The sequence below is a fragment of the Bradyrhizobium sp. URHD0069 genome (assembly GCF_000701345.1).
GTDB lineage: Bacteria > Pseudomonadota > Alphaproteobacteria > Rhizobiales > Xanthobacteraceae > Bradyrhizobium.
In genome coordinates, this window is sequence record NZ_JNIJ01000048.1 from 1 (window position 1) to 26,283 (window position 26,283).

The following is a 26,283-nucleotide window of genomic DNA, read 5'->3' on the forward strand; positions in this document are numbered from 1 at the left end:
TCCAGGAACGCCAGGTTCTGGCCGATGTTCAACACCGCCGACGTACTGTCGCCGTCCTTGTCCGTGATCGTCGCCGTCAGCGTCACCAGATTGTCCGCCGACAGGCTCACCGAGTCGTTCGGATTGGCCGCGTTCGGATGCACCACCGCGCGCTGCTGATCCAGCGTCACGTTGCCGGAGCCGTCCACATCGACCCGGAACACCAGGTCGTTGCTGATCGCGGTGCGGCCTTCCACATGCCCGCCAACCAGCGACAGAATGACGTTCTGACCGGTCGCCGTGTCCACAAGACCCGTCGCGCCGGCATTGAACCCCAGCGCATAGGTGATCGTGCCCGCACCGTCGGCGCCATAGGAGGACATGAACAAGCCCGCAAAGCTGGTCGGACCCGCGTTCGCCGCAAGGTTCGTCTCGTCAACCGTCAGAACCGGTTCGGTCGAATCGCTGACCACGATGCTCGGCCCGTCGTCCTTGAACGACAGCGCCGTTGCAATGTCGATGCTGCTGGAGCTGGAAGCGGTATCAAGGTCGCCGTCCGTAATGGTGCCGGTCCGCGTCAACGTGATCAGGTCGGCCGCAGACAGCGTCACCGCATCGTCAGGATTGGCCGCATTGGGATGCGCCAGCGCATGCACCTGGTCCAGCGTGACAACGCCAGAACCGTTCACGCTCAGCGTAAAATCGATCACCCCGGCCGGATCCGCCACACCGCCCGCTCCCACGCGGCCCACAACATCGGCCCCGCTGGTGTACAGGTAAATGTGCTGCCCGGTCGCAACGTCGATCAGACCGGAATCCACGCCCACGCTCTTGATGCCAAGCGTGTAAACCGAATCAATCGTACCGGCACCGTCCGCACCGAAGTTGCTGACGACAGAGAAATTGTCGGCAAAGTTCGCCGTGGCGTTCACCGCAAGATTGGTCTCGTCAACCAACAAAGCATCCGCCGCCGCATCCGCCGCCGTCACCGTAATGCTCGGACCGTCGTCATGGATGGTGATCTGCGGCCCAAGATCGATGCTCGCACTCGCGCTCGCGTTATTGCTGTCCGTCACCGTCGCTGTCAGTGAAACCAGACCCGCAGCCAGGGAAATTCCTTCGTTGAAATCGCCGGGTGTGCCCTCATGCACGCCGCGGAGTTCCGTCATCGTCACGTTGCCGGCACCATCGACAGTCAACGTGAACACCGTCACGCCAGAAGCGGCCAGTGCGGAGGTCGCTCCCTCGCGGCCTTCAACCACGCCGCCGGCCGTCAGGAACAGGAATAAGTGGTTCCCACTCACCGAATCGATCAGACCAGAATCAACTCCATTTGCGCTCACCGAGAGCGCATAGGTCAGGGACTGCACACCGGCCGGTGCGTTCACCGTGAATGACGCCGCAAAACCCTCGATATCGACGTTCGATCCTGGAGAGCCCGGAGGCTGCTGCGATCCCGACGCAACGAAGCTCTCATCCACCACCAGCGGCAGCCCAATCCCCGCAACGATCGTCGGAAGAGCCGGTGGTGGCGGCGGTGGGGTAGTCAGCACGACACCCCCGGGCAGCGGGTTAATCGGGAAATTGCCGAGCTCTTCCGGGGGGGCCAGGCTATTGGTTGGGACAGGCGGCAACGGATCCACCGCATGGGGGTTGAAATCCGCGCCGCTCGCCTGGGCGTTGCCACCTTCAGTGCCGGCTGCCGGCAAAACGGCCTGATCCGTGGTGATCGGAAACAGGCTTGCGAATTCGCTGACCGTGACATTGCGGCCCGGCGCTACTTCGATCGTAAGATTTCCGAGCGCGTCGTGCCTGGAATCGAAGAACGGCTCAACTGTCACCGTCGACTGGTTGTCGAACAGGATGATCAGCTTTTCGCCGACGTGGACGAGCGTGATCTTCTCGTTTGCGATAGACGAGAAGTCGACCTGGACTTTTTGATCGTATCCGAGATTGATAATGACCGCTTGATCGGTCAGGGGCTTGGTCAGTTTGAATATGCGTGGAGGCGTAGAATTATTGGAATTTCCCGTGCCGGAAGCCTGAGCAACCTGAAATTGTCCGTTCATAATCTTCTCCGCCGCCTACGACCTGGGTTGAATCAATTTCCAGAAAAATTAGCCTAAATCTAACTTTAAACTATTGTTAACCTAGACGAGGGTCAACAAAAGTCTTTGGTTAATCAATACTTTCAAATGGAATGTGGTAAAGAAGGGACAGAGAGCGTCGTTAGATCAAGTGCTTAACAAATTGCATGGCCTTTGAGCCAGGCAGCCGCCAACATCCGGGCCTGCAATGTCTGGTTTTGCCCCATGGAGCCTTTAATGAAGCGAGTATTTCTGGCGTTCGCGTTGGCCCTCCTCGGGACAGGCGCTATGCGGGCACAGAGCGCAATCCAGAGCGTGGAGCGATCGGTCAAAGCTGTACCAAATAAGGACGTTCAGATTGGGCTTTACATCAACGTGCGGCCCGACTGCACGTCAGGTCCCCTCCCCACGATTCGATTGGCCAGCCCGCCAACGTCTGGGAAGGTGGTCGTCAAGACCGCCAAAGTGAAAGCCACAAACTACAAGGCTTGCCTTGCGCTCGAGGTGCCCGCCTACGTTGCCTTTTACAAATCCCCACCGGATTTTTTGGGCGCCGATCTCATGACGATCGAGGTCAAATTCCCGGAAGGACGCACCGAAATTCAGAGGATTACGGTGAACGTGGCAGGTGTAGGAGCGCAGCAAAAGATCTAGTCTAGCTGCGGCAGGATCGCCCTCAGGCCAAAGCTCTCGTCTAAATATCTACCAAAAAGTGTATATTCATCCAGGCTCACCTTTTGTGCTCTCTAATGGAGCTCAGGCCGAAGTGGCGCCATAAGTTTTTAACTCCCCGATACCCACACCCGCGCGGACGATGAGAGGCGGAGCGCGGACGTCGAACTACAATTTGATTCGCCGACCAGGCTCTGCAAGCGATCGTGCTGGGTGAGCAGCGGCGTTGGAACGCCCTTTTAGTAGTGTGGTAGATCCCTCAATGGTCAGCTCGTCGCAACGACGGCCGCTTATCAAACTTCGATATTTTTCTGACCATCAGCAACATTGCTGAACCTAGTCCGCTCCTGTTACTTCGCAACCAGCGCGAGCACTCTGCCCGACCAAACCGATGTTGACGTTTGAAAACTGCTGCTGGTCGTGAGCGGGGATTGATCGCGGGCTTGGCCATACCAGCACCTTCGTTCCGTTCGCCCGGTCGTCGTCGACCCAGCAGGTCAGTTCGATGGAGTTTAGCGGCTTATCGGTAGTATTGGAGATTACGAAACTGGCAATGCCATAATTATCGCCGCGCGTGCGCGACTGAAATGAATCGATCCGGATCTGATCGCGGATGCTTGCCTGGGCCGGCGGCGTTGAGGTCTGACAGATCGCGGGGCCGATCACGCCAACCAAATAAATTGCGGCAACTATGAGCCTCATGGTCGGCCAGTCTCCCCCTCAGAAACAAGATCATTCCGCAGCTCGTGATACCGCGCAAGGGCTGTTGCGGTGCGACAACTAAAGCGGCGGAATGGGCAGAGCGGTGTCGGTCGACAACAAGAGAGACCGCTTGAAGGCGAGTTGTGGAATCCGATCAGTCCTGTTTCTGACCGGACGGTATCGCCCCAACGGCTTGCGCAGCCAATGGTGGAGTCGTCTCGACGGCGGCGCTGTTTGGTTCGGACGCCGCGCAGTCGCCGGCCCACAGCTTGGTCCCCCTGACGGTTCCGACAAGTTTGCAGCCGATTGGTGCTTTCGGCTTCACCTGAACGAGCGGCTTATCGCCGACCGATGGTGCGCCGCCCTTAGAAGCGGCACTTTGAGCATAAGCACTCGTTGAAATGAAGAGCGCAGCAACTAGTGAAATTGATTTCATAAGCCATCCCCTTCTGAAACGAACCAACAGCCAGAGCGGCGCGACGCGTCTGGTGCCCATGTCGGCAAGCAACATCGCTGCGGCGAACGATTCGGGCCCCGCCTGCTGACGATCCTTCGCTTCCCGCGCCAACCGCGCGCTCAGTGCGCCAAAACAGAAGATCCGCCGGACTTTTGGGTATCATCCTGGCAATCACCAATTCTCCGCGCGACGACCAATTCCGTCCTCGGAAGCTTGCCGACGTTCAGTTCGTTGACTTCCGTATAAGATTCATCGCTGTGGACAGTTATGACGGTACTAACCGGCCCCATATAATCGCAGCGATTGGAGAACGTGTATTTATTGTCGGTCTTTTCCGGCTTTGCCGAGACGCAGTTTCCAACCGAGGGTGACGAAAAAGTAGCCTTCATGGCCTGTGTGGGATCAACGCAGGCCGTCAGTTCTCGTTCGAGCAGTCGGTGTTTGGTTTTTCGATGCGCGAAGAGATCCAGGGTTCGCACAAAATGCCACATCCCTTTTCGAAAACTCGGGCCCTCAAACGCCTCTGCATTAGCGTGGGATGATAGTGGCCCTGCCACCATCAATGCAAACACGGCACAAAAGCAACGAAAGGAGGTTCTTGAATTGGCCAAGCGATCACAAAAAGTCATTATTCTTCGCCCCGATTGTCTCAATCCCCGAAAACCCCCAGTCGTGTCACCGTCAGCGGCAGACCCTCGACTCGCGATCCCCAAACATTTCGGATGTCTTGCGTTAAGTCCAAGTTAACAACGGCGGTAGCGCAACCCCAGATAGCCCTTGGGCGTCCATACCTACTCCCGCGGGCAAGTCCAGATCTCCCCTCACCTCATTGTCGAGGAGCAAGAAGATCGAGTCGCAGACGCGATGCCTTTGCATCTCATAGCGCGATCGGCGAAGTCAACTTCATCCTATCAAGCAAAGGGTGGTGCGGTTCAGTGCCGATGGCCGCGACATGTTTGACCGAAAATCGTCAAAAGGCCTTTCAATCCCCTATTCAAGCCGTTTTGATGCCTCTCGGTTATTGGGATCAGCGACGCGGCATTTGCGCAACACTCGGCGGAAAACCAACACTGGCCTCCAATCCCGAGCGGACGCACGGAATCCAGAAAATCACCGCGAATGTGACTGGGGTCGGAGCCCAGCAGAAGATCTAGGATGCGGCTAAATTGGTTCGGCCAGCGCCGTTTGAACCTTGGCACGCCTCATGCAGACATAGCCTTGCTGGGGATTTTAATGGCCCGGCTTGCTACACAACGCCCCAAGCGAACATATTCCGCTTGGTGGCGTTGTGCGTTCCCGCGGGCGGCTTTGCGGCAAGACAGGGCAAGCCCCAGAAGGGCACAGTCTATGGCAAGCAATCGCAGCGATCCAGAAAGGTCTTACCCGCGGCTGCACGTCGAGATGCGACGCCTCTCCGACACGGCGATCCTTGTTGACGGCTGGTTGATAGAAAACGCAAAGGGGATGGGCCGCACCGTTTTGCGCTACTGTGGCAGCATGGACGAAGTACGGGCGCAAATTTCAAAGTGCATTTCAAAGTACGGCGCTCACTGCGGCGACGAAGACATCGTTATTCACTAAGACCGCAGCAGCAACAAAACCCGCTGGCTAGGGCCGGTTTTGGTACTGGCCGAATTACGCCATTTGCAGATTCATCCAGCCACTGTGCAACGAAACCGCGCCGCACCCGTAGGGTCGGCGTCGCCAACCGCACGCAATTGGCCGCCCATTCATTTGCCGCCGAACAGGCTATTGCGTCAGACCTCAAACCTGGTGATCTGCCCAAGATCTATTTGACGTTGTGGGGGATTTTTGCTCTGGTGGGTGCAGTTTTTCAGCATGGGGGCAATGATGCGAGTCGAATTTCAAAGATTTATTGCAACAGCGATTTTCCTGGGGTTTGCCATGGGCCTTCATCCGCAAGCGGCCGCCGCTGCCGATCTGGGTTTGATGACGTCGGGCCCGAGCGCTGTCGGCAGCTGTTCGGAGATTGTCTTCACCTGCGACAACGGCCGCGAATATCCGCTTTGTCCGATTGCCGTGTCGATTGCCGGCGAGGTCGTCACCGCGTCGCTATACACAGGCCGTCGTAGCCCAATGCATGTTCGGATGATCCCAATGGGCGTCGGCTATCGCTACGCCGGGCGCGGAGTTTGGCTGGATGGATTCCGCGAGAACGCGTTGCTCAACTTCGGAAAACACAGCCAGGTCGCTTGCACGATTGCGCATTCCTGATCAGCAAATCACTTCAGGGTACGCGAGATCCGCGAAGCTTCGGATCTCGCCAGCCTGACGCTCAGCCCTTTGTTCGCAGAACCACGCGCGACGAACGCGGATACATGTAGGCCTTGGGATTGATGTAGACCGGACAGTGGTCGTCCCACTGATATTGCTGCCAATTCCACTTCCAGCAACCAGACTGAATCTCGGGATCGTATCCCCAATTGAGCCGGTACGGTTCATCGCCGAATGGATAGGTGCCGCTGTAGGCGCCGCTGCTCGAAAGAAGCACAACAGAAAAGGTGGCGGCTATAATCGCAAGCAATGATTTTTGCATAAAAATCCTCGATTCCATTAAGGCGCTCCCTCAAAGAGTGCCAAATGACTTGATCCTTATCAAGCAGTTTCGGGGAGGCACGCTCGTCCGGGTTGACTAAATACGGGCGTTGACGAGTATTATCTCAACCGGCGCTTTTCTGAGCGCATGCTCCCGCCTGATCCCTGAGGAGCATCCAATGTCCGAAATCCGGCCACCCACTTTGGCGCCCAGCGCGACGGGGTCTCCCTGCCCTCACTGCCAAGCTCGTACGACGATCCAGCTCGCTACCCCTGTGCTCCAGCTATGAGCATTGGACGCTACGGTGCAGTAAGTGCGGCCATATCCATGAGGCCCAGGTCCCCGCCGATCCGGTGAAGTCGGACGCCGCCGATGGACTGAGAGCGACCTTAGGACGCAACTACAATCCCTTGAGATGATATTCCTCTCGGCGGAATATCTGGAAGTAGCAGGCGAACGCCGCGCCGAAAAAGGGGGGAGCAGTGAAACCGATGCTGTGTCTTTCTTCGAAGAGCGATCCTCGTAAAAATCAGATACTTGCAAATCTTAAAGATGATGCTTTCGAACTTCTCAAGCTCCATTCGTCGATTATCTATTTGGACAAGGGCACGGTAATCTGCGAGGCGGGCGATAAAGCCGATCATGTTTATTTTCCCCATGATGGAATGGTCTCCCTACTGGCCATCATGAAGAACGGACAGACAGTAGAAACGTCTACGGTGGGGCGAGATGGCGTGATTGGCGCGATGGTTGGCCTTGGGCATTTTATTTCTTCCGTCAGAGCGATTGTGCAACTGCCGATGAATGTTAGCAGAATACCCGCTGCGCGTTTCCGGCAAGCAACAGCGAAAAGCAAAGCAATTGAATGGGCAAGCATTCACTACAATGAGGTGCTGCTATCGCAGACTCGAATATTGGTGGCTTGTAATACTTTCCATTCAATTGAGAAAAGGTTTTGCCGGATGCTGTTGCGATCTGCCGATTATTCGCAAGGCACAAGCCTTCGATTGACGCAGGAGTTTATGGCGCAGTTGCTTGGCGTCCGTCGTACCTCAGTTACACAAGTTGCCGATCGATTGCAGAGGATGGGTTTCATCTCGCTCTCGCGGGGGTTGATCCATATAAGCAATCGCGAGGCTTTGGAGACGCTGACGTGTGGGTGTTATCAGTCGCTATTGAAGATCGCGGGACCTGAGACCTTGCTGTGGCCGGGAGCGGTTAGCCCCATGGCTCAGGCGTCAGAGATGGCCGTCCAGCGGGATGTCCGGGGTTTGGGGCATGAGACGGAAGTGTCGTGAGTTCAGTCTAGGGCTTCACTTGTTTCCCGTGAGCCAACTGCAATCTCAGTCACGCGCGCGGACGCAGCGATGTTAAGGGTTGTTCCGGCCGCAATCCTGATTACGACTGTGCTCTCGGCGCCCCGTCGCCCTCCTGATTCGCGAGGGATAGCGTGAGATTCAAATTGGCTATTCTGAACGTCTTAGCCAGGTGTCCTGGGGGGCGAGCGACACTCGATGACGTCAGGCGCGAAGTCGGGATCATTATCGCAAGCGGAGATCAGACCGACCAGCTGACTCGCTTCTCTGAGCTTGGCGACATCGACATTTTTCAATCTGGATTAGTACTACGAGATGACGCCGGCTTGCAGATCACGGATGCCGGTCTAACGCTTTTGCATTCGCTTGAAGGTTCGAGCGGACCTTTCCTGGAAGTTTCTTCAGTGCCGGCATCGCCGCCGTTCGATAATCCCATAAGCATGGAGGAACGACTAAAAATCTTCGATCATGAGCTAAAGATGCCCGGTAATGATGCTCAAGATGGAGATCATGATAACCACCATCAACCGGCTCAGCATGAAGAAAACCGATCGGTCGCGATGGAAGCGCCTGACGCCGCGTCAGAGATTGGTGCGGTCGATCTGCCTGAAAGCACCGATTCCAAAGGTCGCGAGCGGGGTCGAACGTCCCTCAAGCTGGCCAGCCTTGTCGCCTTCATCTCAGCGAAAAAGCAATTCATCTTCGACATTTGGCGACGCCATCTCACGCGAGAAACCTCTCTTGGGTCAAATAGGAAAAATGAACACCTGATCCGAAATGTGGGAGGCGCTGCATTTGCCCTCCTCAGCGTGGTAGTTGTCGTTGCCTGCGTCCTCGCCGCGATTTCTTTTGCTCAAATACAATCTTTGAAATCGGACATTGCAGCCCTGCGTCGAGAGCTTTTACCGATCAAGGAGCGTGTCGCAAGAGTCGAACAGGCCGAAAAGGAAAAACGAGACTTAGACCAGCAAGAGGAGCCGCAAGACAAACCTGACACCGAAAAGAACAAACCAGGTGGGGAAATCCGCACCGGTGAAACCGCGTTAAATCTTTCACGAGAAGAAATTCAGTTGATAAGAGATTACATCAAGCCGGCCCCTTCTGCCGGCACGGCTGCGCCTGCGATCAATGTCGGCGATTCTGTCGAGGGTGCAATGATTCCGTTACCGTCGCAACTCACGGAAAAGTTGCCAAGGTTGCTCGGAGCCAAATTTATGACCCGCAACGGCGCGATCATCATCGCCAAAAGGGATAGCCGCCAGGCCGACGCTGTTTTGGCTCCCAACTAGGCCGACTTTTCCGTGACTACGACGCAAAGGCTACAAGACATTTTTGAGCACGTCGCAATGTAAAAAAGGCCGGCACTGATGCCGACCCTTACTCTCAATTTCCCGATCGCAAATTCAGTATCGAGCTACAGCGGGGCCGCCAAAGTGATAATTTACGCCCGCCTTCACCGTGTTCACGGTGACACCCAAGCCGATGCCGCCCGGCACAAAAGAGGTCAGGTAGTTCGCGTTGCTATAGTCGGCATACATGTATTCGACTTTGCCGGACCAATTCGGCACGAAGAGATATTCGAGACCGCCACCCACGGTCCAACCTGAATGGAATCGGCTTTCAGCGAATGTCACTCCAAAGCCTGTAGCCGACACTTCGTTATCGGCCCACGCGTAGCCGCCCTTGACGTACAACAGGACCGAGTTTGCGGGCAAAAAGCCCATCCGGCCTGTCACGCTTCCAAACGACTGAATCTTGTCGGTGACCGTCGCGCCGAAAGCCGATTCTGAGAATTTGATGTCGGACCAAGCGGCATCGGCTTCTACACCGAACACCCAACTGCCCCCCTGCCAGTTGTAGCCAACCGTGCCGCCGCCGAAACCGCCCTTGAGATCATTACTCGACTCCGAGACGGTTAAACCACCAATGCTCGCGCGCGCCTGATCCGACCATCCATAGCCGCCCATGGCGCCGATGTAAAAGCCGGTCCAATTATAGGCTGGCGAAGCGTAAGGCGCTTTTTGATAAGGCGCTGCGCTAGGCATGTCCGCTGCGGACGCAGTGCCCGCCGAAGTAACCAAAACTATTGCTGTCAGTATCTTTTTCATTGCCCCGATTTCCATGCTTAAAGATTAATCAGGTTCCACGAACCACGCTTTGCGATTAAGGGCAACAGATTCGACACGTTTATGACAGTATTTTACCGCTTTTCGGTCAGTGTTGCCTTTTTACCGCTCAGTGCGCCGCGTTGGTCAAATCATTGAGCGCGCCGAGCCCGCAACTCCTCGTGCGTCGTCACCGGCCCCGACGTCGCCCACCGCAGCGGCAATAGCGACGACGGCCAACACCAAGTCGTCGTGGCACCTGCTGAGGCGGAGCCCAGCCTCTAAACCGAATTTAAATAGGATCGGCGGAGTGCGAACCCTACGTCAGAATCGTGCCGGGCCTCCCTCCGGCACGTCTCTCTGTAAGCCGCGGCCCCAGCTCTCGTCATCTGACATTTTGTACCTGAATTCGATTACCTTCTCAGGCTAATCAAAATTGATTCGCCAATATCTCAGATATTTCAGGATATCCATGCTCAAAATCGAAGGCATATCCAATTGCAACGACCGCAACATGAATGTGCAGATCAGCGCAGCGGCAACGGACGGCGCGAACGGAATACGCCGGCGGCCGCCAGCAGTGACCTGGCTTTTGACCCAGCCAAACTTAGCGGCCAAGCTGTGCGCGCTGCTGAACAGCGCGAGCAGAATCGCGAAGGGCAGCGCGCCGGACAAACCAGTCCAGAGAAACGCGACGGCCAGGATCTTGACGTCACCGCCCCCCATCCAGCCCGTGTTATAAAGCGCCAGCAGGACCACGAACATCAAAGCGGCGAACGCAACATCCCACTTTAACTGGGCCCAGTGACCGGTCAGCATGGCGTAAAGGACGAACAGGCCTGCCAAGGCCAGGATCAGCTCGTTGCGGATCTTGAATTCCCGCAGGTCGGTCCATGCGGCCTGCAATAACAGCGCGCTTGTGACAACAAGGACGAAGTAGCCCCAGGCGGGAGGGAAAGCCGTCAAATTTCAGAGCGCGCGGCGCGCAAGTAAAGCAAATGCGAAATTGCGAACGACACCAACGAAGTGCCAAGAATGCCCGTCAACACGTAAAAACCTGCCCCCGATGGGACTGCGATAGAACCGAGGGAGGCCTGGGTGGTGGGCGCTCCGGGCGACTGCCAGGAAAAAAGCAGCAGCGCCGCATATCCAAAACTCAGGTTGCTCGCCAACGCCAGCGGAAATCTGCGCCTCGCGGCAAGCCCATAACATGCCAGCAGGAATATCGGCAGGGCGATGCCAAGGAGCTGAAAGTTCTGGATGCCGAGAAGATCGCTCAACATGTAATAGCTGCGCTGGAAGATCCCGAACATTTTGAGGTTGACGAACCAGAGCAGCTCGGAGCTGGGGGCGTAAGCCAATGCGCGAACCGCAAGCTCAGCACTCAGCGTGGCGACAAACAGCGCCAAGGGTCCAAGAAACTGCAGTTTGAAAAGCCGCCCCATGCCAAGAGTTTACGGCTGAAAAGTTTAGCTTGTCTTAATTGGTTCCAACCCGGCGGGGGAGCCACCTCGAGATAGCGAAGGAAACCGTGCAGGTCGCCCTTCGATTCGACGAAAACCAACAATTTCAAATGATTAGAGCGCCTCCGGCGATCTTTCGATGAATTTTCGACTGCCATTGAGCAGCTGAAGGTTGTTGGCAATCGTGGGATTGCCGGGGTCCAACTCATACGCCTTGGTGAACTTCCTGCGCGCCCGGTTCAGGTCCCCGCGCAGCATATAGGAGTATCCCTGATTGTTCAGGATCTGAACGGTTTCGCCGCCTAAGCGAATCGCCTGCGCGTAGGCCTGATCGGCAAGATCGAATCGCCGCAAGCGGTCATAGCTCGCGCCCAGCCCAACCCATGCGGTGACGTCCTTCGGTGCCTTTTCGACTGCGTCCTTGAAGTAGCGCTGGGCGATCCCGTAGTTGCCGCGGTTGAACTGCTCCAGCCCCATGCGCAGCGGTTCGTCGGAGGCGTAGTACTTGACGTCGGTGGGCTCCTGAACCGGGTCGACCGCCGCGGGAGCGACGGGCGCCTCGACGGAAGCCTCACGTACCGTTTCGCACGCCGCGAGGCCGACTGCCAGCCAGGCGCAAGCCAGCGATAAAAGAAGGCGCCGCATAACCCTATTCCCCCAGCCCGGCCCCAGCCCGGACTCAGCCCACTGTTTTAAATACCGTTACCAATTTTACCATAACCGGAAACAAGATAAGCAAAAGAATTACCGGAAAAATGCAAGCTCCCAAGGGTATTACCATTTTCACGGGCAGCTTGTTGGCCTGCTCCTCCGCGCGCAACAGGCGTTTGTCCCGCATTTCGTCGCTAAACACACGGAGCGCATCGCCCACGTCGCTGCCCAGTTCGATCGACTGCCGGAGCGTGCCCACAAACGCGCGCGCTTCATCGAGGCCCAGACGATCGGCAAAGGACGCGAGCGCATCGATCGTGCTCCGGCCGGCGCGGGTTTCCGCCCCCAGCAGCAGCAGGTTCATGCCGAGTGCGCGGCTTTTCTTGATGATCTCTTCGCTGATCCGGTTGAGCGCGGCTTCAAGACCCAGTCCGGCATCGACGCAGACAACCATCAAATCCAGCAGATCCGGAAACGTGGTCGCATATTCATCGGTCAGGACCCGCTGGCGCCGGGCAATGTACGCATCCGGCCCGAGAATGGCGAGCACGGTCAGGAGGACGACAAACCCGAGCTTGGCGATCGGGCCATAGCCGGGCATCAGGATCACCGCCATCGCATAGCCGAGGACCGGCAAAGCAATGACGAGACCGATTCGCCAGAAGATGTAATAGTTGATCGCGTCGGCGTGGAAGAACCCTGCGCGCAACAGTTCCTGGCGCAACTTCGATCGCACGGGCCCTTCGACCTTGAACCGCTTCTCGTTGAAATACTTCAAGACGACGGCATTGAGTCCATCCAGCAGCCTTGAACCGGATTCCGCCTCCCGCATCGGGGCGGCAATCCGTTGCTGGACCTTGATTTCTCTCACCAAATACTGGCCCGCAACGAATACGAGGCCGCTCACGGCCGCGAAGGCCATGAGAGCGATGAGAACTGGCGAGGCTTCGAACATGTTCAAAACTTGAAATTGACCATCCGGTACATCACGAAATTTCCAATTCCCAACAGCATCAGACCGGCCACGATCGCCGGGCCGGTCAGAGCATGATCTCTCACCTCTGAAAAATAAGCCGGACTGATCAGGTTCACGACCAGGAAAAGAATAAACGGCATCGCGGTCATGAAAACAGCGGACAACCTGCCCTCCGAGGTCAGCGCCCGGACCTTCAGGCGCAACTTCGAGCGGTTGCGCAACACGCGTGAGAGACCTTGCAGGATCTCTGCCAGATTGCCGCCGGTCTGGCTCTGGATGTTGATGGCGATGGAAACGAAAATGAGATCCTCCTGGCCGACCCGCGCGGCGAGGTGATCGACGGCAACCTGCTGATCCGCGCCGAAGCTGATTTCGTCGTTCAGAATGCCGAATTCCGTCCCGATCGGATCAGGCAGTTCGCGCGCGACGAGACCAAGCGCCACGCGGAACGGATGTCCGGCGCGGAGGCCGCGAACGACAATATCGAGCGCCTCGGGAAGCTGCTCGCTGAACCGGCTGATCCGGCGGGCGCGCGCGCTCCTCAGCATCAGATATCCGGCCAGCAGGGCGAGAGCGACTGCACCGACGATTGCCAGCGGGCCGAGCTTCAGCCAGAACGCCAGCGGCAGGTAAAACACGCCGCTCAGCACGGTAATCCAGATAAAAATTCGGGCCGGACTGACTTTCAATCCGGTTTGCATGATCAGCTGATCGAGCCACCGCAATCCCGGCACATTGCCGAGGTTGCCAAGCCCTCTTTCGTGACGGAGCACGTCCAGTACTTCGACCGGGTCCGAAAGTTCGCTGCTCAGCGTCAGACGGCGGTTGATGATTTTTCGTTCCGCGCGCGACCGGAACACCAGCCAATAAAGAGCCTGGAAGCCAAGCAGCGCCGCCCCGAACACCAGGGCGTAGATGATCCAGAGCTCGCTGTTGATCATGGCACTACAACGGGCGGCTTGGGTCGAAATAGCATACGGGCAGATCGATGCCGGCGTGTTTCAGATCGGCGAGAAACGAGGGTCGAATGCCCGTGGCCCTGAAGCTTCCGCGGATCATGCCGCGCTCGTCGGTGGATTCCTTGACGAACTTGTACAGCTCCTGCATCTGCAGGATTTCGCCTTCCATGCCGGTAATTTCGCTCACGCTGGTGACGCGCCTGCTGCCATCGGGCAGCCGCTGCAGCTGGACGATGATTCGCACCGCGGAAGCAATCTGGCTTCTGACGCTCGCTACCGTCATCGACGCGCCGACCATGCCAACCATCTGTTCGAGTCGCTTGACGGCATCCCGAGGGGTATTGGCATGGACTGTCGTCATCGAGCCTTCGTGACCGGTATTCATCGCCTGCAGCATGTCGAAAGCTTCTTCGCCACGACACTCACCGATGATGATGCGGTCAGGCCGCATGCGCAGCGCGTTCTTCACCAACTCGCGCTGGCGCAGTTCGCCCTTCCCTTCGGCGTTGGCGGGCCGAGTTTCCAGCCGGCCCACATGCGGCAGTTGCAGTTGCAACTCGGCGGCGTCCTCGATCGTGATGATGCGCTCATCGACCGGAATGTGGCTGGACAACGCATTAAGCAACGTCGTCTTGCCGCTGCCCGTGCCTCCGGAGACGATCATTGAAATCCGGCCGTGAACCGCGGCCTGCAGCACCTCCGCGATCGGAAGTCGCAGCGCGCCCAGTTCGATCAAACGATCCATCGAGAACGGCTTCTTGGAAAATTTGCGGATCGACACCAGAGGACCGTCGACGGCAATCGGCCGGATTGCGACGTTGACGCGGGACCCGTCGGGCAAGCGCGCGTCGACTGTCGGGGACGACTCGTCCACGCGCCGGCCGACGGCGGCCACGATCTTGTGGATGATTCGTAGCAGGTGCCCCTCGTCCTTGAAGTGAACGGTGGTTTCCTCGAGCTTGCCGAACCGCTCGACGAAGCATTTCTTGTGCGTGTTGATCAGAATATCGGTGATTGTCGGGTCCTTGAGCAACGGCTCGATCGGGCCGAACCCAATCATCTCGTCGACCAGGTCTTCGACAAAGGCCTGCATTTCGCGCTGGTTGAGCGGGATCTTCTCGGTGCGAACGTAGTCGCCGACATAGACGCGGAGCTCTTTGACCAGCTCTTCGCGCGGCATCCTTTCCAGCACAGCCAGATTGAATTCGTCGATGATTTTTGCGTGAAGCTTGACCTTTTCGTCCAGCAGCGCCGGGCGTTGCGCAACCAGCTCGTGATAAAGGCGATCGTCTTCCACGGGAGGCGGAGCGGCGACCCGCGGGCTTAAATTGGGGCGCTCGCGCTCGGCGGTGCCCGTAGAGAAAAAAATACTCATCTAAAAACTCGCGGCTGACGCTGGTGATGCTCAGATTGCACCGCAGTATTTTACGTTACCCAATCGTTAAGCCCATGTCACGCGGCTCAATACAATGAGGTAAATGCGCCCACTGCCTGTCTTTGAAACTACGATCGCGGGCCTGTCGAAGGGACGGGTTTGGCCTCCGAGGCAAGCAGCGCAATCGGGGCGATATCCTTGCTTACCTTCCCTTGTCCCTGGGCCGCCATAGGTATTCCGGTATTGACGCTTTGTACGGCGTTCTCAACATCGTCGCGCACAAAGAACACTTCCTCCGTGCCAAGCAGGTTTTTGACGTGATGTCGCCGCGCGAACCCTCCGACCAGGCGATATTCACAGCGGTTGAGCACGACGGCGATCTTCGCGGGCACACGCTCCACCGCCCTCACCGCAGTCAGCGACTCCGCCACGTGGCGCAGGCCCGGAATGGTGTTGAGCCCGGAGACCAGGACAACCTCCGCTGCCGACAGCAACTGGCGGGTCCAATTGAACCACGGCACCGGCAGGTCGAGCAAAATCAGATCGTACCGGGCGGCAATCATCCCGAATAGTATCTCAAGCGTCTTGGGATCGAGATCGGGCGAGTTATCCCGGCTGCGCGGCGCCGCAAGAACATCCAGGCCGCTGCTGTGATGGCTGACGAAAAGGTCGAACAATTGCGCATCCAGCCGCTCCGGATTGGCGGCGACTTCATGGATCTGCATGCGCGGCTCGATATCGAGATAATCGCAGATATGGCTGTTCTGGAAATCGAGATCGAGCAGGCAGACGCGGCGGCTGCGCGTTCGCTTCGCGGTCTTGAGCTGGATGCCGGTTTCGATGGCGAGCGTACTGTTGCCCACCCCACCGGCGCTCGGCACGAAGGCGATCATGACCGGTTCTGTCGTAGGCGGTGATTCGGCGCTGTCGGCGCCACCTTTGCCGATCCGCGCGAGAATGTCGGCGATCTCTTCCGGCGCGCCGCGCGTCGATGCCCAGTCGGCCCCACCGGTTTGCACCAGGCGCTTGTAATCGCTGGCCGGGATATCGTCGCTGATGAAGATGAAGAACAGCGAGTCCCGGTATTCGGTCGCGATCGAAACCATACGATCGAACGACGCCGGCGCGTTCAGCACGACGGGAAACAGGATGCACGCAAGCTCGCCATCGCTTCCCGCCGCCTTCGGCAGGACCTTGGTGACCTCCTCCATCCGGCTGACGATCTGCACGTCAGGTATTTTCGCCCTGATGCGATGTTCAAGGTCGTTCAACCGAGCCGAATCGATACTCGCACTGAATAAAAATACTTGCATCGTTCCAATAGTGCCGCCAAAGCGCGCCAGGTCGCGCGCACATCAAGCAAAAGCGCTCAAGAAAAAATACCGTCCCTCACAATCATCATCGCAGCAAGTAAAATCGAGCCATGCTCGCGGCCAACGGCAATTAGCCTTAAAGCCGCTTTGAGAGCGTCGTGCTGTTAGGTCCTGTGAGCCTATCGGTAAAGCTGGACCTGGTTCATGATCCTAACGTTATCCAGAGATCCTACTAGGCCCGACATCTCGCCTATCACAGCAGCGGGTGTGCTCGGGTCGGCGCCGACGGGTTGGGTCATAAAGAACTTGCCGAACCCGGCCACTGGAACATTATTTGCAGTCTGACCGCCTCCAAACGGGCCGTTAGCAAGGCAATTAATTACAGCGGCATATATCAGGCGACGGTCGGTCTGCGTATTCGATGGGCCAACACCAGGCGTCGAGCATATCGGTGCGCCCTTTTCGCCACCGGCCGCAGCACTTCCGGGCCAAGAATAATCGTCAGTCGTTTCCTGTTGATAGATCGCGTAGCGGCTAACGGTGGTGCCTTCTGGCGTACTGCAGCCGTCCGGTGGTGCGACGCCAGGGTGATTGATCTTCCAATAGTTCTCGCAGTCCCACTGCGAATTCCCAAAGGTCGAACTGTTGCCTACCAGATTGGTATCCATCGGCAGGCTGCTCGTTGGCCAGCCGATTGTGAGCAGGACTCCAGTCTGTTTTCCGGTGACCGGCCGGTCGAGGGTAAGGGTGCCGGCACTCGCCGCTTCTACGACGGCGCCCGCAGGAATATGCGCGCCTGATATGTGCGGCTTCCCGCTGGCGAGCCATGTCTGTACTTGGGTTACGACGTTGGCCGGAACATTCGTCAGAATGCAGGGGCTGGGGGTCTTATTGCAGGTTTTGTTAGTGTCGTCCGTATCGCCTTTCACGATGGTAATTGTCGAGTTGGGTATCATCGATGCCGTCTGAGAAGGTAGGGTCGTGTAATAGGGATTCGGTTTTGCGGGAGCGCAAACGGCGCCTGTCGTCTGATATCCCTTGCGAACGTTCAGTGCTGGTGCGTAGTTCGGGTTTCCGATGTACTTCTTGAGATTGTTCTCGTACATGTCGAATCGAACGTTGAACCCATCGGTGACGGAATTTTTGAATCCAGTATTTAGGTCAACTCCAACTCTCTGATAGCACGCCTTCGGTTTTGCCATCGCAATCCAATCTTCGAGGCAACTGGCGCCGTTACAAGCATCCGGTGGCATCAGATATCCGAACTGTCCGGGGCCAGTCTTGGTCGGGTCCAATCTCATTTGCTGTTGCGGATTGATGTTGGCCCTCAGCGCCAACGTCGCTTCGCTATCACTCATTCCGCCGGTCTCGTAAGGATTGCAGATAAATACCGGCGGAATGTCGCAAACGGTCTGACTGGTGAAGCCGGCAATCGCCCGCGCGCCGGTGCTGAAGCTGTTCACGCCGGCGCTCTGAAAGAACGTGATGGGCATGATGGTCGGGATCGTCACTGGGTTGACGGTGACCGCCACGAACTTCGCATCGAGGTCGGAGTTCGTCTCCGTGACGGGCCAGCCGTCGGTCGCGCGCGGCAGCGCGCTGTAGAATTTCGGCGTCGCATGGGCGATGGGGCCGCTATAGCCCAACGCCGAGAGGCGGTTGTCGACCATGGTGTTGATCGCGCTTTTGGCGCGCTCAATCGCGCCGTCCCGTTGGTTCAGTTCGCGCGCACCCGCCAGCGCCAACGCATCAGCAACCGACTGCATCTGTGTTTGCAGGCTAAAAAAGCGCCCGCCATCGAGCGCCAGCGCGCCCATGCCGATGAACACGACCATTAAAACGGTGACATAGGGCAAGATGGCGCCCCTTGTATCGTCCCGAAAGGTGGTGACGAACCGGCGCAAGCGCATGATGCGGGTTGTCATCGGGAAATCCTCTTTTTCTCGCATACGACCCAAAAAATCTATTGAGCTGCGGACGACAGCGCTTCGCCGGTGAACGTCGTCGTAAACGCCGGCATGGCGAGATTCGCGAAGCCCATCAGCCCGTTCAAAAAGAAGAATTGAAATGTCAGGTTCTGCAACGAGACGGCGATCGTCGGCACCGGCCCTGCCTCGCGGCCGGCGTAGCCGAGCCCGGTTTGCTCATAGGCGATCCGGACGTTCGCGGCGGTGATCCTCGGAAAGATGTCGCACATGCCGGCATTGTAATAGGATGCCGCATCAAAGCAGGAGGTCGCGGTGCCGCGGCCAAAGACGATCGTGTTCATCGCCGCTGCACTGTAACTTCCCATTCCCGTGCATGTGCCTCGCGTGCACGAGCATGCCCCTGACGCACACGTCACCTGGAAATCGGGCATGGGGTCTCCCAGCAAGACCGTGCCACTCACGGCGGATTTGGCAATATTGGTGTTGCCCGTAAGACCGGTTGCGACCGGATCCGACACCGCTGCGAGACGGGCGCCGACCTGCATTGCCTTGGTTGCCGCGGTCCATTGAGAGAAGGCGTAGAGAAAATCCACCGATCCAAGCAGGAATACGAACAGGATGGGAATCAAGACCGTCGCTTCCACAAGCGCCCCGCCTGCCTCGTCACGCCACAAACGGCTCACCACCATGATCCGCCCCCTAGCCCGGACCGATCGAACGCTCGGTATGCGACGCCGACAAGTACGGCACAGTTAACCCCAGCATACCAAAATAACCCAGATCCGGATCGGCGAACGTTGTGCTCACAATGACCGGGTAAATTGTCGTCGCACCCGAATATGCGCCTGCGCTGTTATCGATTGAAGGTAGGCACTCAATTTTCACTAATCCCACGCCCCAGCCGCTGACGCGGGCGGTGCCGCCACTGATGGCACCCTTCGTTGCAATGTTTTTTGCGTTCGCTACGAATGTAGCGTTGTCGCAGGGATTGGTGGGGGGCGTAGTGTCTAGGGCTGTTCGCGCCAGGTAACGCGCGGCGTCGCGCACGCCGCTCTCCACGAGCTGCTGCTTGTGGAAGTACCAGGAAAACTCGAATAATCCGAACATCAGCGTGACTAAGAAGGGCATCAGGATCGTTGCTTCGATAAGCACTGATCCCTCGTTGTCGTGCCACAATGACTCGATCGACCGCTTGAGCATCGTATTACTCGCCATCAAATCAGAAGCTCGCGTTCGTTTTGGCTCCCTTTACCGCGCCGGCACCGATATCCCCGCCGACCCGGCCCCCGATCCAGTGATATTGATATTCTGGTTGGATGGGGGCGGCTGGCCCATCGCCGTACCGCCCAGCCCAATGTTGGGGAGCGTATCCAGTGGCCTCTGATAGGTGCTATAGCGCGTGACCGCGCTGCCTGCGCGGCGAGCGTCGGAAACGATCCTGCGATCGCCGACGCCCGGCGGCCACGGGTTGATCGTATGGGTGACGGCATTGACCTGCTTGGCATCGCCCGCGCTTAAGGTGATGGTGTCGGAGCGCTGATAGTAGCGCTCCATTTCATCATTGCCCGCCAATCCGTTACAAGCCCCCAGGCTGACGATCGCGAGTAACACTGTGCATGTCATATCGGAGATCCCTTAATTGAGCGTCTTGACGACGGGCTGACCGGTAACGACCGCCGGCGGCCCGGACACGCGGATATCGGGGCCGATCATGTGCCCGTACGGCCCTTTGATCTCGCCGCCGGAATTGACGTAGTCATTGTAGCGCTTGCGCACTTCCATCTGGCCGTTGAGGAAGAAATCGACGTCATTGGCAGGCTGGCGGGAGTCCAGCGGCGACGCCAGCACCTGGCCCGGCGCCGCTGGCGCCACCAGGCGCGGCGTCACGATGATGACGAGATCGGTCTCGCGCTGCTGATAGGACGAACTGCGAAACAACGCCCCGAGCACCGGCACCGAGCCGATCCAGGGCAACTGAGAGACATCCTGCACATTGCGGGTTTGCAGCAGGCCGGCGATGGCGAAGCTCTGGCCATCGCGCAGTTCAACGGTGGTCCGGGCATCGCGGCGGGTCAGCGCCGGGATCTGCGTGCCGGCGATGGTCACGGAATTGGCGAAATCGAGTTCGCTGACCGAGGGCTCGACGCGCAGATTGATCACGCCCCGTGACAGCACGGTGGGAACGAACGCCAGCTCGACTCCGAACTTCTTGAATTCGATTGTCACGGTTGGAAGGGCGCCGGCGGCCACCGAAGAGGCCACTGGCACCGGAAATTCGCCGCCGGCCAAAAATCTCGCCGCGTCGCCCGAGAGCGCGATCAGGTTCGGTTCGGCCAGCCGGCGCACCAGGCCCTTGGTTTCCAGCGCGGTCAGCAGCAAGTCGACCGAGGTGCCGTTGTTCAATCGCAGCACGCTGGTGAGCAGGCTGCCGAACGGGACCGCTCCACTGGCCAGCGTACCGGCGGTGCTAAGCAAGGGAAGAGTGCTAGGAGGGGCACCATTACCAATTGGAGTGCGCCTGGCCTGAATGACGTCTCCAAGCCCCGTTTGTCCGATATTCGTGCCGTTTGCGTTGGCGGCAAAGAGGTTCACGCCCAGGTCGCGGCCGGCCTCCCTGTTGACCTCCAGGAAGCGAACTTCCAGCATCACTTGCTGCGGCGCCGCGACGTTCATGGCGTTGACAACGATGGCGCCCTTCGGGGCGGATCCCGTGGCAATGGCCATCGCCCGCTCGGCGGCGACCGCATCGACCGCGGTTCCGCTCAGGATCACCTGGCCCTCAGTGGATCGGACGCGAATGCCGCTGGCGCCGGTGCTGCTCTGGATGTTCTGCTGCAGGTTGCCGGTGTCGATCGTCACCTCGACGTCGAGGATCCCGATCTGCCGCGCGGCGTCATCGAACAAGACGATGTTGGTGGTGCCGGTTTGCCTGCCGAGGACATAAATCGTGCGATCGCCGAGCGGTTTCACGTCTGCGATATCCGGCGAGCCGGCGACAATCGTCGCGAACGGGCGTTCGACCCTGAACGTGCGCGACTTGTTGACGATCACCGTCACCCGGCGCACGTCACTGACTTCACTGATGAACACGCCATCCGATTTGCGGTCCGCGGCTCCGGCCCGGTTGGTGGAAAGGCTCCATGTCAGCGCGGCTGCGACGATAGCACCGATGGCGAGCAGCTTTCCCCAAGCTTTCCGCGAACTTTTCCGCGAATCACGAACTCCGTCCATCCTCTTTGCCCCGTTTGCCGCCATCGCGGCCTTCCAATCGCCCTGCCCCCTTGCAGGTGCGCCGCATCCAGCAAGCCTACTCGCTGGCCTGGTGAATCACGTCATACTTTTTTTCGTCGGTCCCGTGAAAAATGACGATCTTCACCGTGTCCGACTTCAGTGCCTGGAGAAGCGGCGCTGATACTTTCTCAACCGCCGGCCGCGGCGAGGCTTTCGCCTCGCGCCGGGCAAATCCGGGGCCCAGATCACCGTCGGTGATCCGCCCGCCCTCCGCATGGCTGCCCTCGGCGGGCTGCCGCAGCACCAGCGACAGTTTTCCGATATTGCCGGCGAGCAGAACTTTTTGCGCCTGCTCCGGGCTGACCTGCAAGGTGACCGCCTTGGCGACCGTAGCGATAGCCGGCTGATCCTGACGCTCATTGACGAGCTGGTCGATCGCCAGCACCTTGACATACTGGATGAGAACGTCGACGGAATTTTCCGTTTCGCCCCGCTGCGTCTCGGTGCGAAGCAGCACAACGTCGACGCGATCGCCCGGCAAGATGAATCCTGCAACACCACGGATGTCATCGACGCGCACCGTCACAGCGCGCTGTCCCTCCTCGAGCAGGACCGAGAGCGACGCGCGCTGGCCTGGCGCCGTAATCTTCGGCCGGAGGACGAGTTCGCTCTTGTCCATGGCGCTTAGCACCACGCGACGGCCGTCCTTGAACAGCTCGGTCTTGCTCCCGAACGCGCCCTCGGGCAGCTGTTGTCCAGTCCACGGAATTTCCGAAACGTTCTCGGCTGTAAGAACGGTACCGAACGCCAACCGCGCCGCGGCCACCACAACGGTCATCGCCTTCGGCGCCTCAGGTTGAGCCGTGGTGTGCCGCTCAATCCAGCTACGCGCCATGAAGGCAGCAATGCCGCCCATCGCCAGCGCGAGGAGCAGGATGATCAAATTACTTCTGCGCATTCTTCAAATTCGCCACGTTGCTCAGAGCCATATTCGGCGTCTGATGGAAAAAGCCAACGACGAGGTATGCCGCCCGCGGCAATAATTACGTCAGCTTCGTGCAGCGCACGAAGCTGACGTTCAACAATCGATCTGCAAAACTAATGTCATGTATTCCCGCGCGACCCCCGGTTGCCCGGGCGTGGCTCAAGGAGCAGGAGCAGCAACCGGCAGCGCGGCATTCAGGGCCGACCACTTGCCGCTGACCCACGTACCGACGGAAACGATCGTGCCGATGACCGCAACCAGCATGATACCAAGGAGCACGGTGTACTCGATGAGCGCCGCGCCTTCTTCGTCCTTGCTGAACTTCTGGATGTTGCTCAGAAACTTACGCATAGTATACGCCTCCAAATTGGATGTGGATTTTTTCTTAACAATCTAGCGATGCGGGACGGCCCGACCACCACTGGGTAAACAATGTCTTAAAGAGGGGATTAAGTCAATGTTTTGCCTACTTTTACACGATTTATCCTTAATCGCGGCGGGATCGTGTAACCAACAAGTCACAACGTGGAATCTGGAACTTGGAACCGTGAGATCCCCTTGTTTAGGCAGCATAATTGAGCCGGCGGAACCGCAAAAAGCGGCTTTACGGGCGGCGCAGTTCCTCACGCAAAACATGCGGTTGGATTTACTGCGCTTAGCGGTCTTTCAGAGCGGCATTTGAGCGCACATAAAAATCGGCAAGTCGCGCGGGAATCACGAGAGGCGTCCGCGCGGCATAATAGGCGAGGTCGTTGACGCTCCGGATACCTGGCTGATCTCGAGCGGATCGATCGCATCCTCACGGAGATGGGGCCGCCCGTCACTTGTAGTGCCAGGTACGTCCCATTCGGAGCAGCGGGGCCTCCATCAGCGTCCATGAGGCCCACGCAAGTCCGATCGCCGCGAACAAGGCGGCGAAAGTCACTATAACCTGAGGCGCGGTTGCGATGTCCGGTCGCGCATCAAGGATAAGGCCGTGCATGACGCCAGCGACGGGCTGGTGGATGAGGTAAAGGCCATATGAGATGGTGCCGAGCATCTGCCAGAACCGCAAACGGAAGAAGCGAAGCGTTGTCCAGCCCCGCGCAGCGAGTAACACATACGCCGCAAACAACATGGCCATCAGCAGCGGGCTGATAACGAACAACAGATTCCCGCCGGTAGTGCGGAATTGGACAACCGCGAGCAGCACTCCGGCCACAGCAGCGAGCGGAATCAGGCGCAGAATGATCTCATTCCCCGCGTATCGTTGATGAACATAAGCGGCGAGTACACCGGACAGCAGGATATCTCCGCGACTGAACAGCAGCACTTGGCCCGCGATTTCGTCGCCCGTCCAATAGAGCAAAGCGCGCGCTGCGCAGCCTAACGTGATGCCGCCGAGGATGGCCGGCAACAACCAGCGCGTCGGTAGCAAAGTGATGATTAAGGGGATGGCGAGATAGAATTGCTCTTCGACCGCCAACGTCCAGGTCGGCAGGAGCCACGGTGTCCCGTAATCGCCGCGCAGCGCCATCACGAAATTCTGGGTGAAGGTCAGATAGGACAGCGCCGGCAGCGGCTCGCCTGTCCATGACGTTGTTCCGTGCAGCCACGCAAATCCCAAGGTGAGCGCGATCGTGGCGAAGTATACCGGGAAAATGCGAAACGTGCGTCGGATGTAGAACACCGGAAAGAAATTCGGGCAATCTTTGCGCTCCAGGATGATGGAGCCGATCAAAAAACCCGAGAGCACAAAGAACAGGTTGACGCCCATCCAGCCGATGGTGAGCCCAGGGAGCCCGTGTTCAACCTCTCCAAAGTAGTGAGCAACGACCACTGCCAAGGCCGCCATTCCGCGAGCTCCGTCGAGTTCGGGAATGCGCGTTCCGCTTGATATCCGGTTGGGGATGGCCCGGGGTCGGCACATAGTTAATGCGACACTTTGGGGGATTTTGTAGCAGCGGCGTCGACTAGGCGGCGGATGGCCTCAGAAAGCGTCGGCTTGTCAGGCTGGCGCTGCGCCCACGCTTTCACGTTGGCCACCTGCGAATCACTCATTTGGATCGGAGAGAAACGGGTGCATCCCGGCCCTTGTCAATCCTGCGCGCTGCTAATGCAAGACGATCTTCATCGGACGGTAAATGGGAGAATCGGCTTCTGCTCGCGGCCCTGGCCGCCTGGTGATCTAAATCAACGAGCCGAGGTGGCCGGCGCACGCGGGGATGCTGCCGATCGTGGTGCTGGAACGGCCACAATAAATCGCCACCCCCAAAATCGCCTGCCTAACAAACCTACCACCGCAACCCCCAAAGCGAACAAGAGAACGAAACATGTCTGAATCGATCAAAGCCGCTCCAGCGGATTCTCGATGAAAGCTACGCCGTCGACCGCTGCATTTCCGCGCTCATAGGTGGACATGTAAATCTGAACTGTCAGGATGGCGACGGCCGCGATGATTCCCCCGCCGAATAAGTCAATGAGATGGTGCCCGCCCTCTGGAAGAGTCGATAGAATCACGGCTGCATTGAGCAGCATCGCGGGAATCGCGATGTAGCGAACATCTCGCACTGCCCAAGCTGTTATTATGGCGAGCGTTGTGTGAAACGATGGGAAGGTGACGAGTCCCTGAACTCTGGTAAAATCCAAGATCGGAGCCGCATCGTTGCGCAACGATGTAAACACCTCTCGATGCCACACGCCCGCGTTTGCAGTGTATTGGCTAAACAGGTCCCGGGCAGGCTGGTAATAGGCATAAGCGCCTTCGGCGGGAACCAGTGTGACAACAACACCGGTCATCAGATCTGACATGGCAAGCACTGCGAGGAATTTAGCCAGCGGCTCGCGCTGTCTTGTGAAACCCAGAAAAAGAATCAGGAGCACGAGCTGCGGGGCGGCGGAGTGATACGCGGCGCTGAGCGCCCAGCTCAAAATGTGGGACTGATTCGCAAAGGCGAGAAACGCTGGCCAATCGAAGCCAATTGCCTTGTCGATGGCCGCCAGCTCAGCGTCTCTCAGCGGCAGCCCCAAGCTCGCCGAGAGATAGGAGAATGTCACGCCCGTGATGCCGCTTGCAATAATGAACGCGGCAGCTTGGAGCAAGAGCTTGGTGCCATCGGCAATTACAGAAATGCTTCTGCCGAGCACCGACTGGTCGGAGCGGAGCCGATTTGCGACGGCGATGGTCGCTAAATAGGCGACGCTGGCGATCGCCACGGTCCGCAGGATGAGCACAAAAGTCCCCGGCGCAAAGGTCAGCTTCCCGAACTGAAGCCAAATTACATCGACGACAAGAAAAATCGCGACGACGCTCCATGCCAGAATCATGGGGTTTCTTGATTGCGTCATAAATTGCCCCTCGCCCTTAGTGGCGGAAACTACCACCACAACCTCACAGCGAACCAGAGAACGAACCATACCTCAATCGTTCAAAGCTGCTCCAGCGGATTCTCGACGAAAGCTACTCCGCCGACCGCTGCATTCCCGCCTTCCTAGGTGGACATCAACAGAAAAAGGCCCGCCGAAGCGAGCCTTTGGCTAATCGATTT

General features: G+C 58.1%; 28 protein-coding genes. 6 read left to right on the top strand and 22 right to left on the bottom strand.

Features of this window, described 5'->3' with window-relative positions:
- The coding region (locus N554_RS36385) for a DUF5801 repeats-in-toxin domain-containing protein (RefSeq protein ID WP_245283698.1) at positions 1-1,622 on the bottom strand (1,622 nt) is incomplete at its 3' end.
- A gap of 3 nt (positions 1,623-1,625) precedes the next feature.
- Here N554_RS36385 and N554_RS40295 point away from each other — a divergent pair.
- On the top strand, positions 1,626-2,105 hold the full coding sequence (locus N554_RS40295) for a hypothetical protein (RefSeq protein ID WP_156042092.1): 480 nt from the start codon (positions 1,626-1,628) through the stop codon (positions 2,103-2,105).
- Positions 2,106-2,303: 198 nt separating this feature from the next.
- Positions 2,304-2,720: a hypothetical protein gene (locus N554_RS41140; protein WP_051677703.1), complete on the top strand. Its 417-nt coding sequence runs from the start codon at positions 2,304-2,306 to the stop codon at positions 2,718-2,720.
- Between the two features lie 354 nt (positions 2,721-3,074).
- Here the strand turns inward: N554_RS41140 and N554_RS0125125 are convergent, their stop codons facing one another.
- The 3 genes from N554_RS0125125 to N554_RS0125135 form a co-directional block, all read right to left on the bottom strand.
- On the bottom strand, positions 3,075-3,440 hold the full coding sequence (locus tag N554_RS0125125; protein ID WP_029586017.1) for a hypothetical protein: 366 nt from the start codon (positions 3,438-3,440) through the stop codon (positions 3,075-3,077).
- 154 nt (positions 3,441-3,594) lie between these two features.
- Complete coding sequence (locus tag N554_RS0125130) at positions 3,595-4,008, bottom strand: hypothetical protein (protein ID WP_029586018.1); 414 nt, start codon at positions 4,006-4,008, stop codon at positions 3,595-3,597.
- A gap of 8 nt (positions 4,009-4,016) precedes the next feature.
- Entirely contained in the window at positions 4,017-4,388 is a 372-nt protein-coding gene (locus tag N554_RS0125135) for a DUF3617 domain-containing protein (protein ID WP_245283699.1), read from the bottom strand.
- 856 nt (positions 4,389-5,244) lie between these two features.
- Here N554_RS0125135 and N554_RS0125145 point away from each other — a divergent pair.
- Positions 5,245-5,478 (top strand): hypothetical protein, encoded by a 234-nt coding sequence (locus N554_RS0125145; protein WP_156042094.1) that lies wholly within the window; start codon positions 5,245-5,247, stop codon positions 5,476-5,478.
- 324 nt (positions 5,479-5,802) lie between these two features.
- On the top strand, positions 5,803-6,132 hold the full coding sequence (locus N554_RS0125150) for a hypothetical protein (protein ID WP_245283700.1): 330 nt from the start codon (positions 5,803-5,805) through the stop codon (positions 6,130-6,132).
- Positions 6,133-6,193: 61 nt separating this feature from the next.
- On the opposite strand, the gene N554_RS0125155 is transcribed toward N554_RS0125150, so the two are convergent.
- The gene (locus tag N554_RS0125155; RefSeq protein ID WP_029586023.1) at positions 6,194-6,454 is read right to left on the bottom strand and encodes a hypothetical protein; all 261 of its coding nucleotides are present in this window, start codon (positions 6,452-6,454) and stop codon (positions 6,194-6,196) included.
- Between the two features lie 491 nt (positions 6,455-6,945).
- Between N554_RS0125155 and N554_RS0125160 the strand changes: the two genes are divergently transcribed.
- Entirely contained in the window at positions 6,946-7,752 is an 807-nt protein-coding gene (locus N554_RS0125160; protein WP_051677693.1) for a Crp/Fnr family transcriptional regulator, read from the top strand.
- A 164-nt stretch (positions 7,753-7,916) separates the two neighbouring features.
- Entirely contained in the window at positions 7,917-9,059 is a 1,143-nt protein-coding gene (locus tag N554_RS40305; RefSeq protein ID WP_156042096.1) for a hypothetical protein, read from the top strand.
- Positions 9,060-9,173: 114 nt separating this feature from the next.
- On the opposite strand, the gene N554_RS0125170 is transcribed toward N554_RS40305, so the two are convergent.
- The 17 genes from N554_RS0125170 to N554_RS37540 form a co-directional block, all read right to left on the bottom strand.
- The gene (locus tag N554_RS0125170) at positions 9,174-9,878 is read right to left on the bottom strand and encodes an outer membrane protein (RefSeq protein WP_029586026.1); all 705 of its coding nucleotides are present in this window, start codon (positions 9,876-9,878) and stop codon (positions 9,174-9,176) included.
- Positions 9,879-10,301: 423 nt separating this feature from the next.
- Complete coding sequence (locus N554_RS37530; RefSeq protein WP_051677695.1) at positions 10,302-10,841, bottom strand: A24 family peptidase; 540 nt, start codon at positions 10,839-10,841, stop codon at positions 10,302-10,304.
- Positions 10,838-11,284 carry a hypothetical protein gene (locus N554_RS0125180; protein WP_156042097.1) on the bottom strand — a complete coding sequence of 149 codons (447 nt, stop codon included), beginning with the start codon at positions 11,282-11,284 and terminating at the stop codon, positions 10,838-10,840. The genes N554_RS37530 and N554_RS0125180 overlap by 4 nt, the downstream gene beginning before the upstream one ends.
- 168 nt (positions 11,285-11,452) lie before the next feature.
- Positions 11,453-11,983, bottom strand: coding sequence for a tetratricopeptide repeat protein (locus tag N554_RS0125185; RefSeq protein WP_029586029.1), 531 nt, complete (start codon positions 11,981-11,983; stop codon positions 11,453-11,455).
- 34 nt (positions 11,984-12,017) lie between these two features.
- Complete coding sequence (locus N554_RS0125190) at positions 12,018-12,713, bottom strand: type II secretion system F family protein (protein WP_197033734.1); 696 nt, start codon at positions 12,711-12,713, stop codon at positions 12,018-12,020.
- Positions 12,714-12,946: 233 nt separating this feature from the next.
- Positions 12,947-13,906 carry a type II secretion system F family protein gene (locus N554_RS0125195; RefSeq protein ID WP_029586031.1) on the bottom strand — a complete coding sequence of 320 codons (960 nt, stop codon included), beginning with the start codon at positions 13,904-13,906 and terminating at the stop codon, positions 12,947-12,949.
- 4 nt (positions 13,907-13,910) lie between these two features.
- Positions 13,911-15,299, bottom strand: coding sequence for a CpaF family protein (locus tag N554_RS0125200; protein WP_081851404.1), 1,389 nt, complete (start codon positions 15,297-15,299; stop codon positions 13,911-13,913).
- Between the two features lie 128 nt (positions 15,300-15,427).
- Positions 15,428-16,570 carry an AAA family ATPase gene (locus N554_RS0125205; RefSeq protein ID WP_156042098.1) on the bottom strand — a complete coding sequence of 381 codons (1,143 nt, stop codon included), beginning with the start codon at positions 16,568-16,570 and terminating at the stop codon, positions 15,428-15,430.
- A 221-nt stretch (positions 16,571-16,791) separates the two neighbouring features.
- Positions 16,792-18,537 carry a TadE/TadG family type IV pilus assembly protein gene (locus N554_RS0125210; RefSeq protein ID WP_029586034.1) on the bottom strand — a complete coding sequence of 582 codons (1,746 nt, stop codon included), beginning with the start codon at positions 18,535-18,537 and terminating at the stop codon, positions 16,792-16,794.
- Positions 18,538-18,575: 38 nt separating this feature from the next.
- Positions 18,576-19,229, bottom strand: a complete 654-nt coding sequence (locus tag N554_RS0125215) for a TadE/TadG family type IV pilus assembly protein (RefSeq protein ID WP_029586035.1) — start codon at positions 19,227-19,229, stop codon at positions 18,576-18,578.
- A 10-nt stretch (positions 19,230-19,239) separates the two neighbouring features.
- Positions 19,240-19,740, bottom strand: coding sequence for a TadE/TadG family type IV pilus assembly protein (locus N554_RS37535; protein ID WP_197033736.1), 501 nt, complete (start codon positions 19,738-19,740; stop codon positions 19,240-19,242).
- 48 nt (positions 19,741-19,788) lie between these two features.
- Positions 19,789-20,163 (bottom strand): hypothetical protein, encoded by a 375-nt coding sequence (locus N554_RS0125225; RefSeq protein WP_029586037.1) that lies wholly within the window; start codon positions 20,161-20,163, stop codon positions 19,789-19,791.
- 12 nt (positions 20,164-20,175) lie between these two features.
- On the bottom strand, positions 20,176-21,771 hold the full coding sequence (locus N554_RS0125230) for a type II and III secretion system protein family protein (RefSeq protein WP_029586038.1): 1,596 nt from the start codon (positions 21,769-21,771) through the stop codon (positions 20,176-20,178).
- 76 nt (positions 21,772-21,847) lie between these two features.
- On the bottom strand, positions 21,848-22,729 hold the full coding sequence (cpaB, locus tag N554_RS0125235; protein ID WP_081851405.1) for a Flp pilus assembly protein CpaB: 882 nt from the start codon (positions 22,727-22,729) through the stop codon (positions 21,848-21,850).
- A 186-nt stretch (positions 22,730-22,915) separates the two neighbouring features.
- Positions 22,916-23,107, bottom strand: a complete 192-nt coding sequence (locus tag N554_RS0125240; RefSeq protein WP_029586040.1) for a Flp family type IVb pilin — start codon at positions 23,105-23,107, stop codon at positions 22,916-22,918.
- A 469-nt stretch (positions 23,108-23,576) separates the two neighbouring features.
- Positions 23,577-24,665, bottom strand: a complete 1,089-nt coding sequence (locus N554_RS0125245) for an acyltransferase family protein (RefSeq protein ID WP_081851406.1) — start codon at positions 24,663-24,665, stop codon at positions 23,577-23,579.
- 416 nt (positions 24,666-25,081) lie between these two features.
- A complete protein-coding gene (locus N554_RS37540; RefSeq protein ID WP_081851407.1) occupies positions 25,082-26,152 on the bottom strand; it encodes a phosphatase PAP2 family protein in 1,071 nt (356 codons plus the stop codon).
- Between the last annotated feature and the right edge of the window lie 131 nt (positions 26,153-26,283).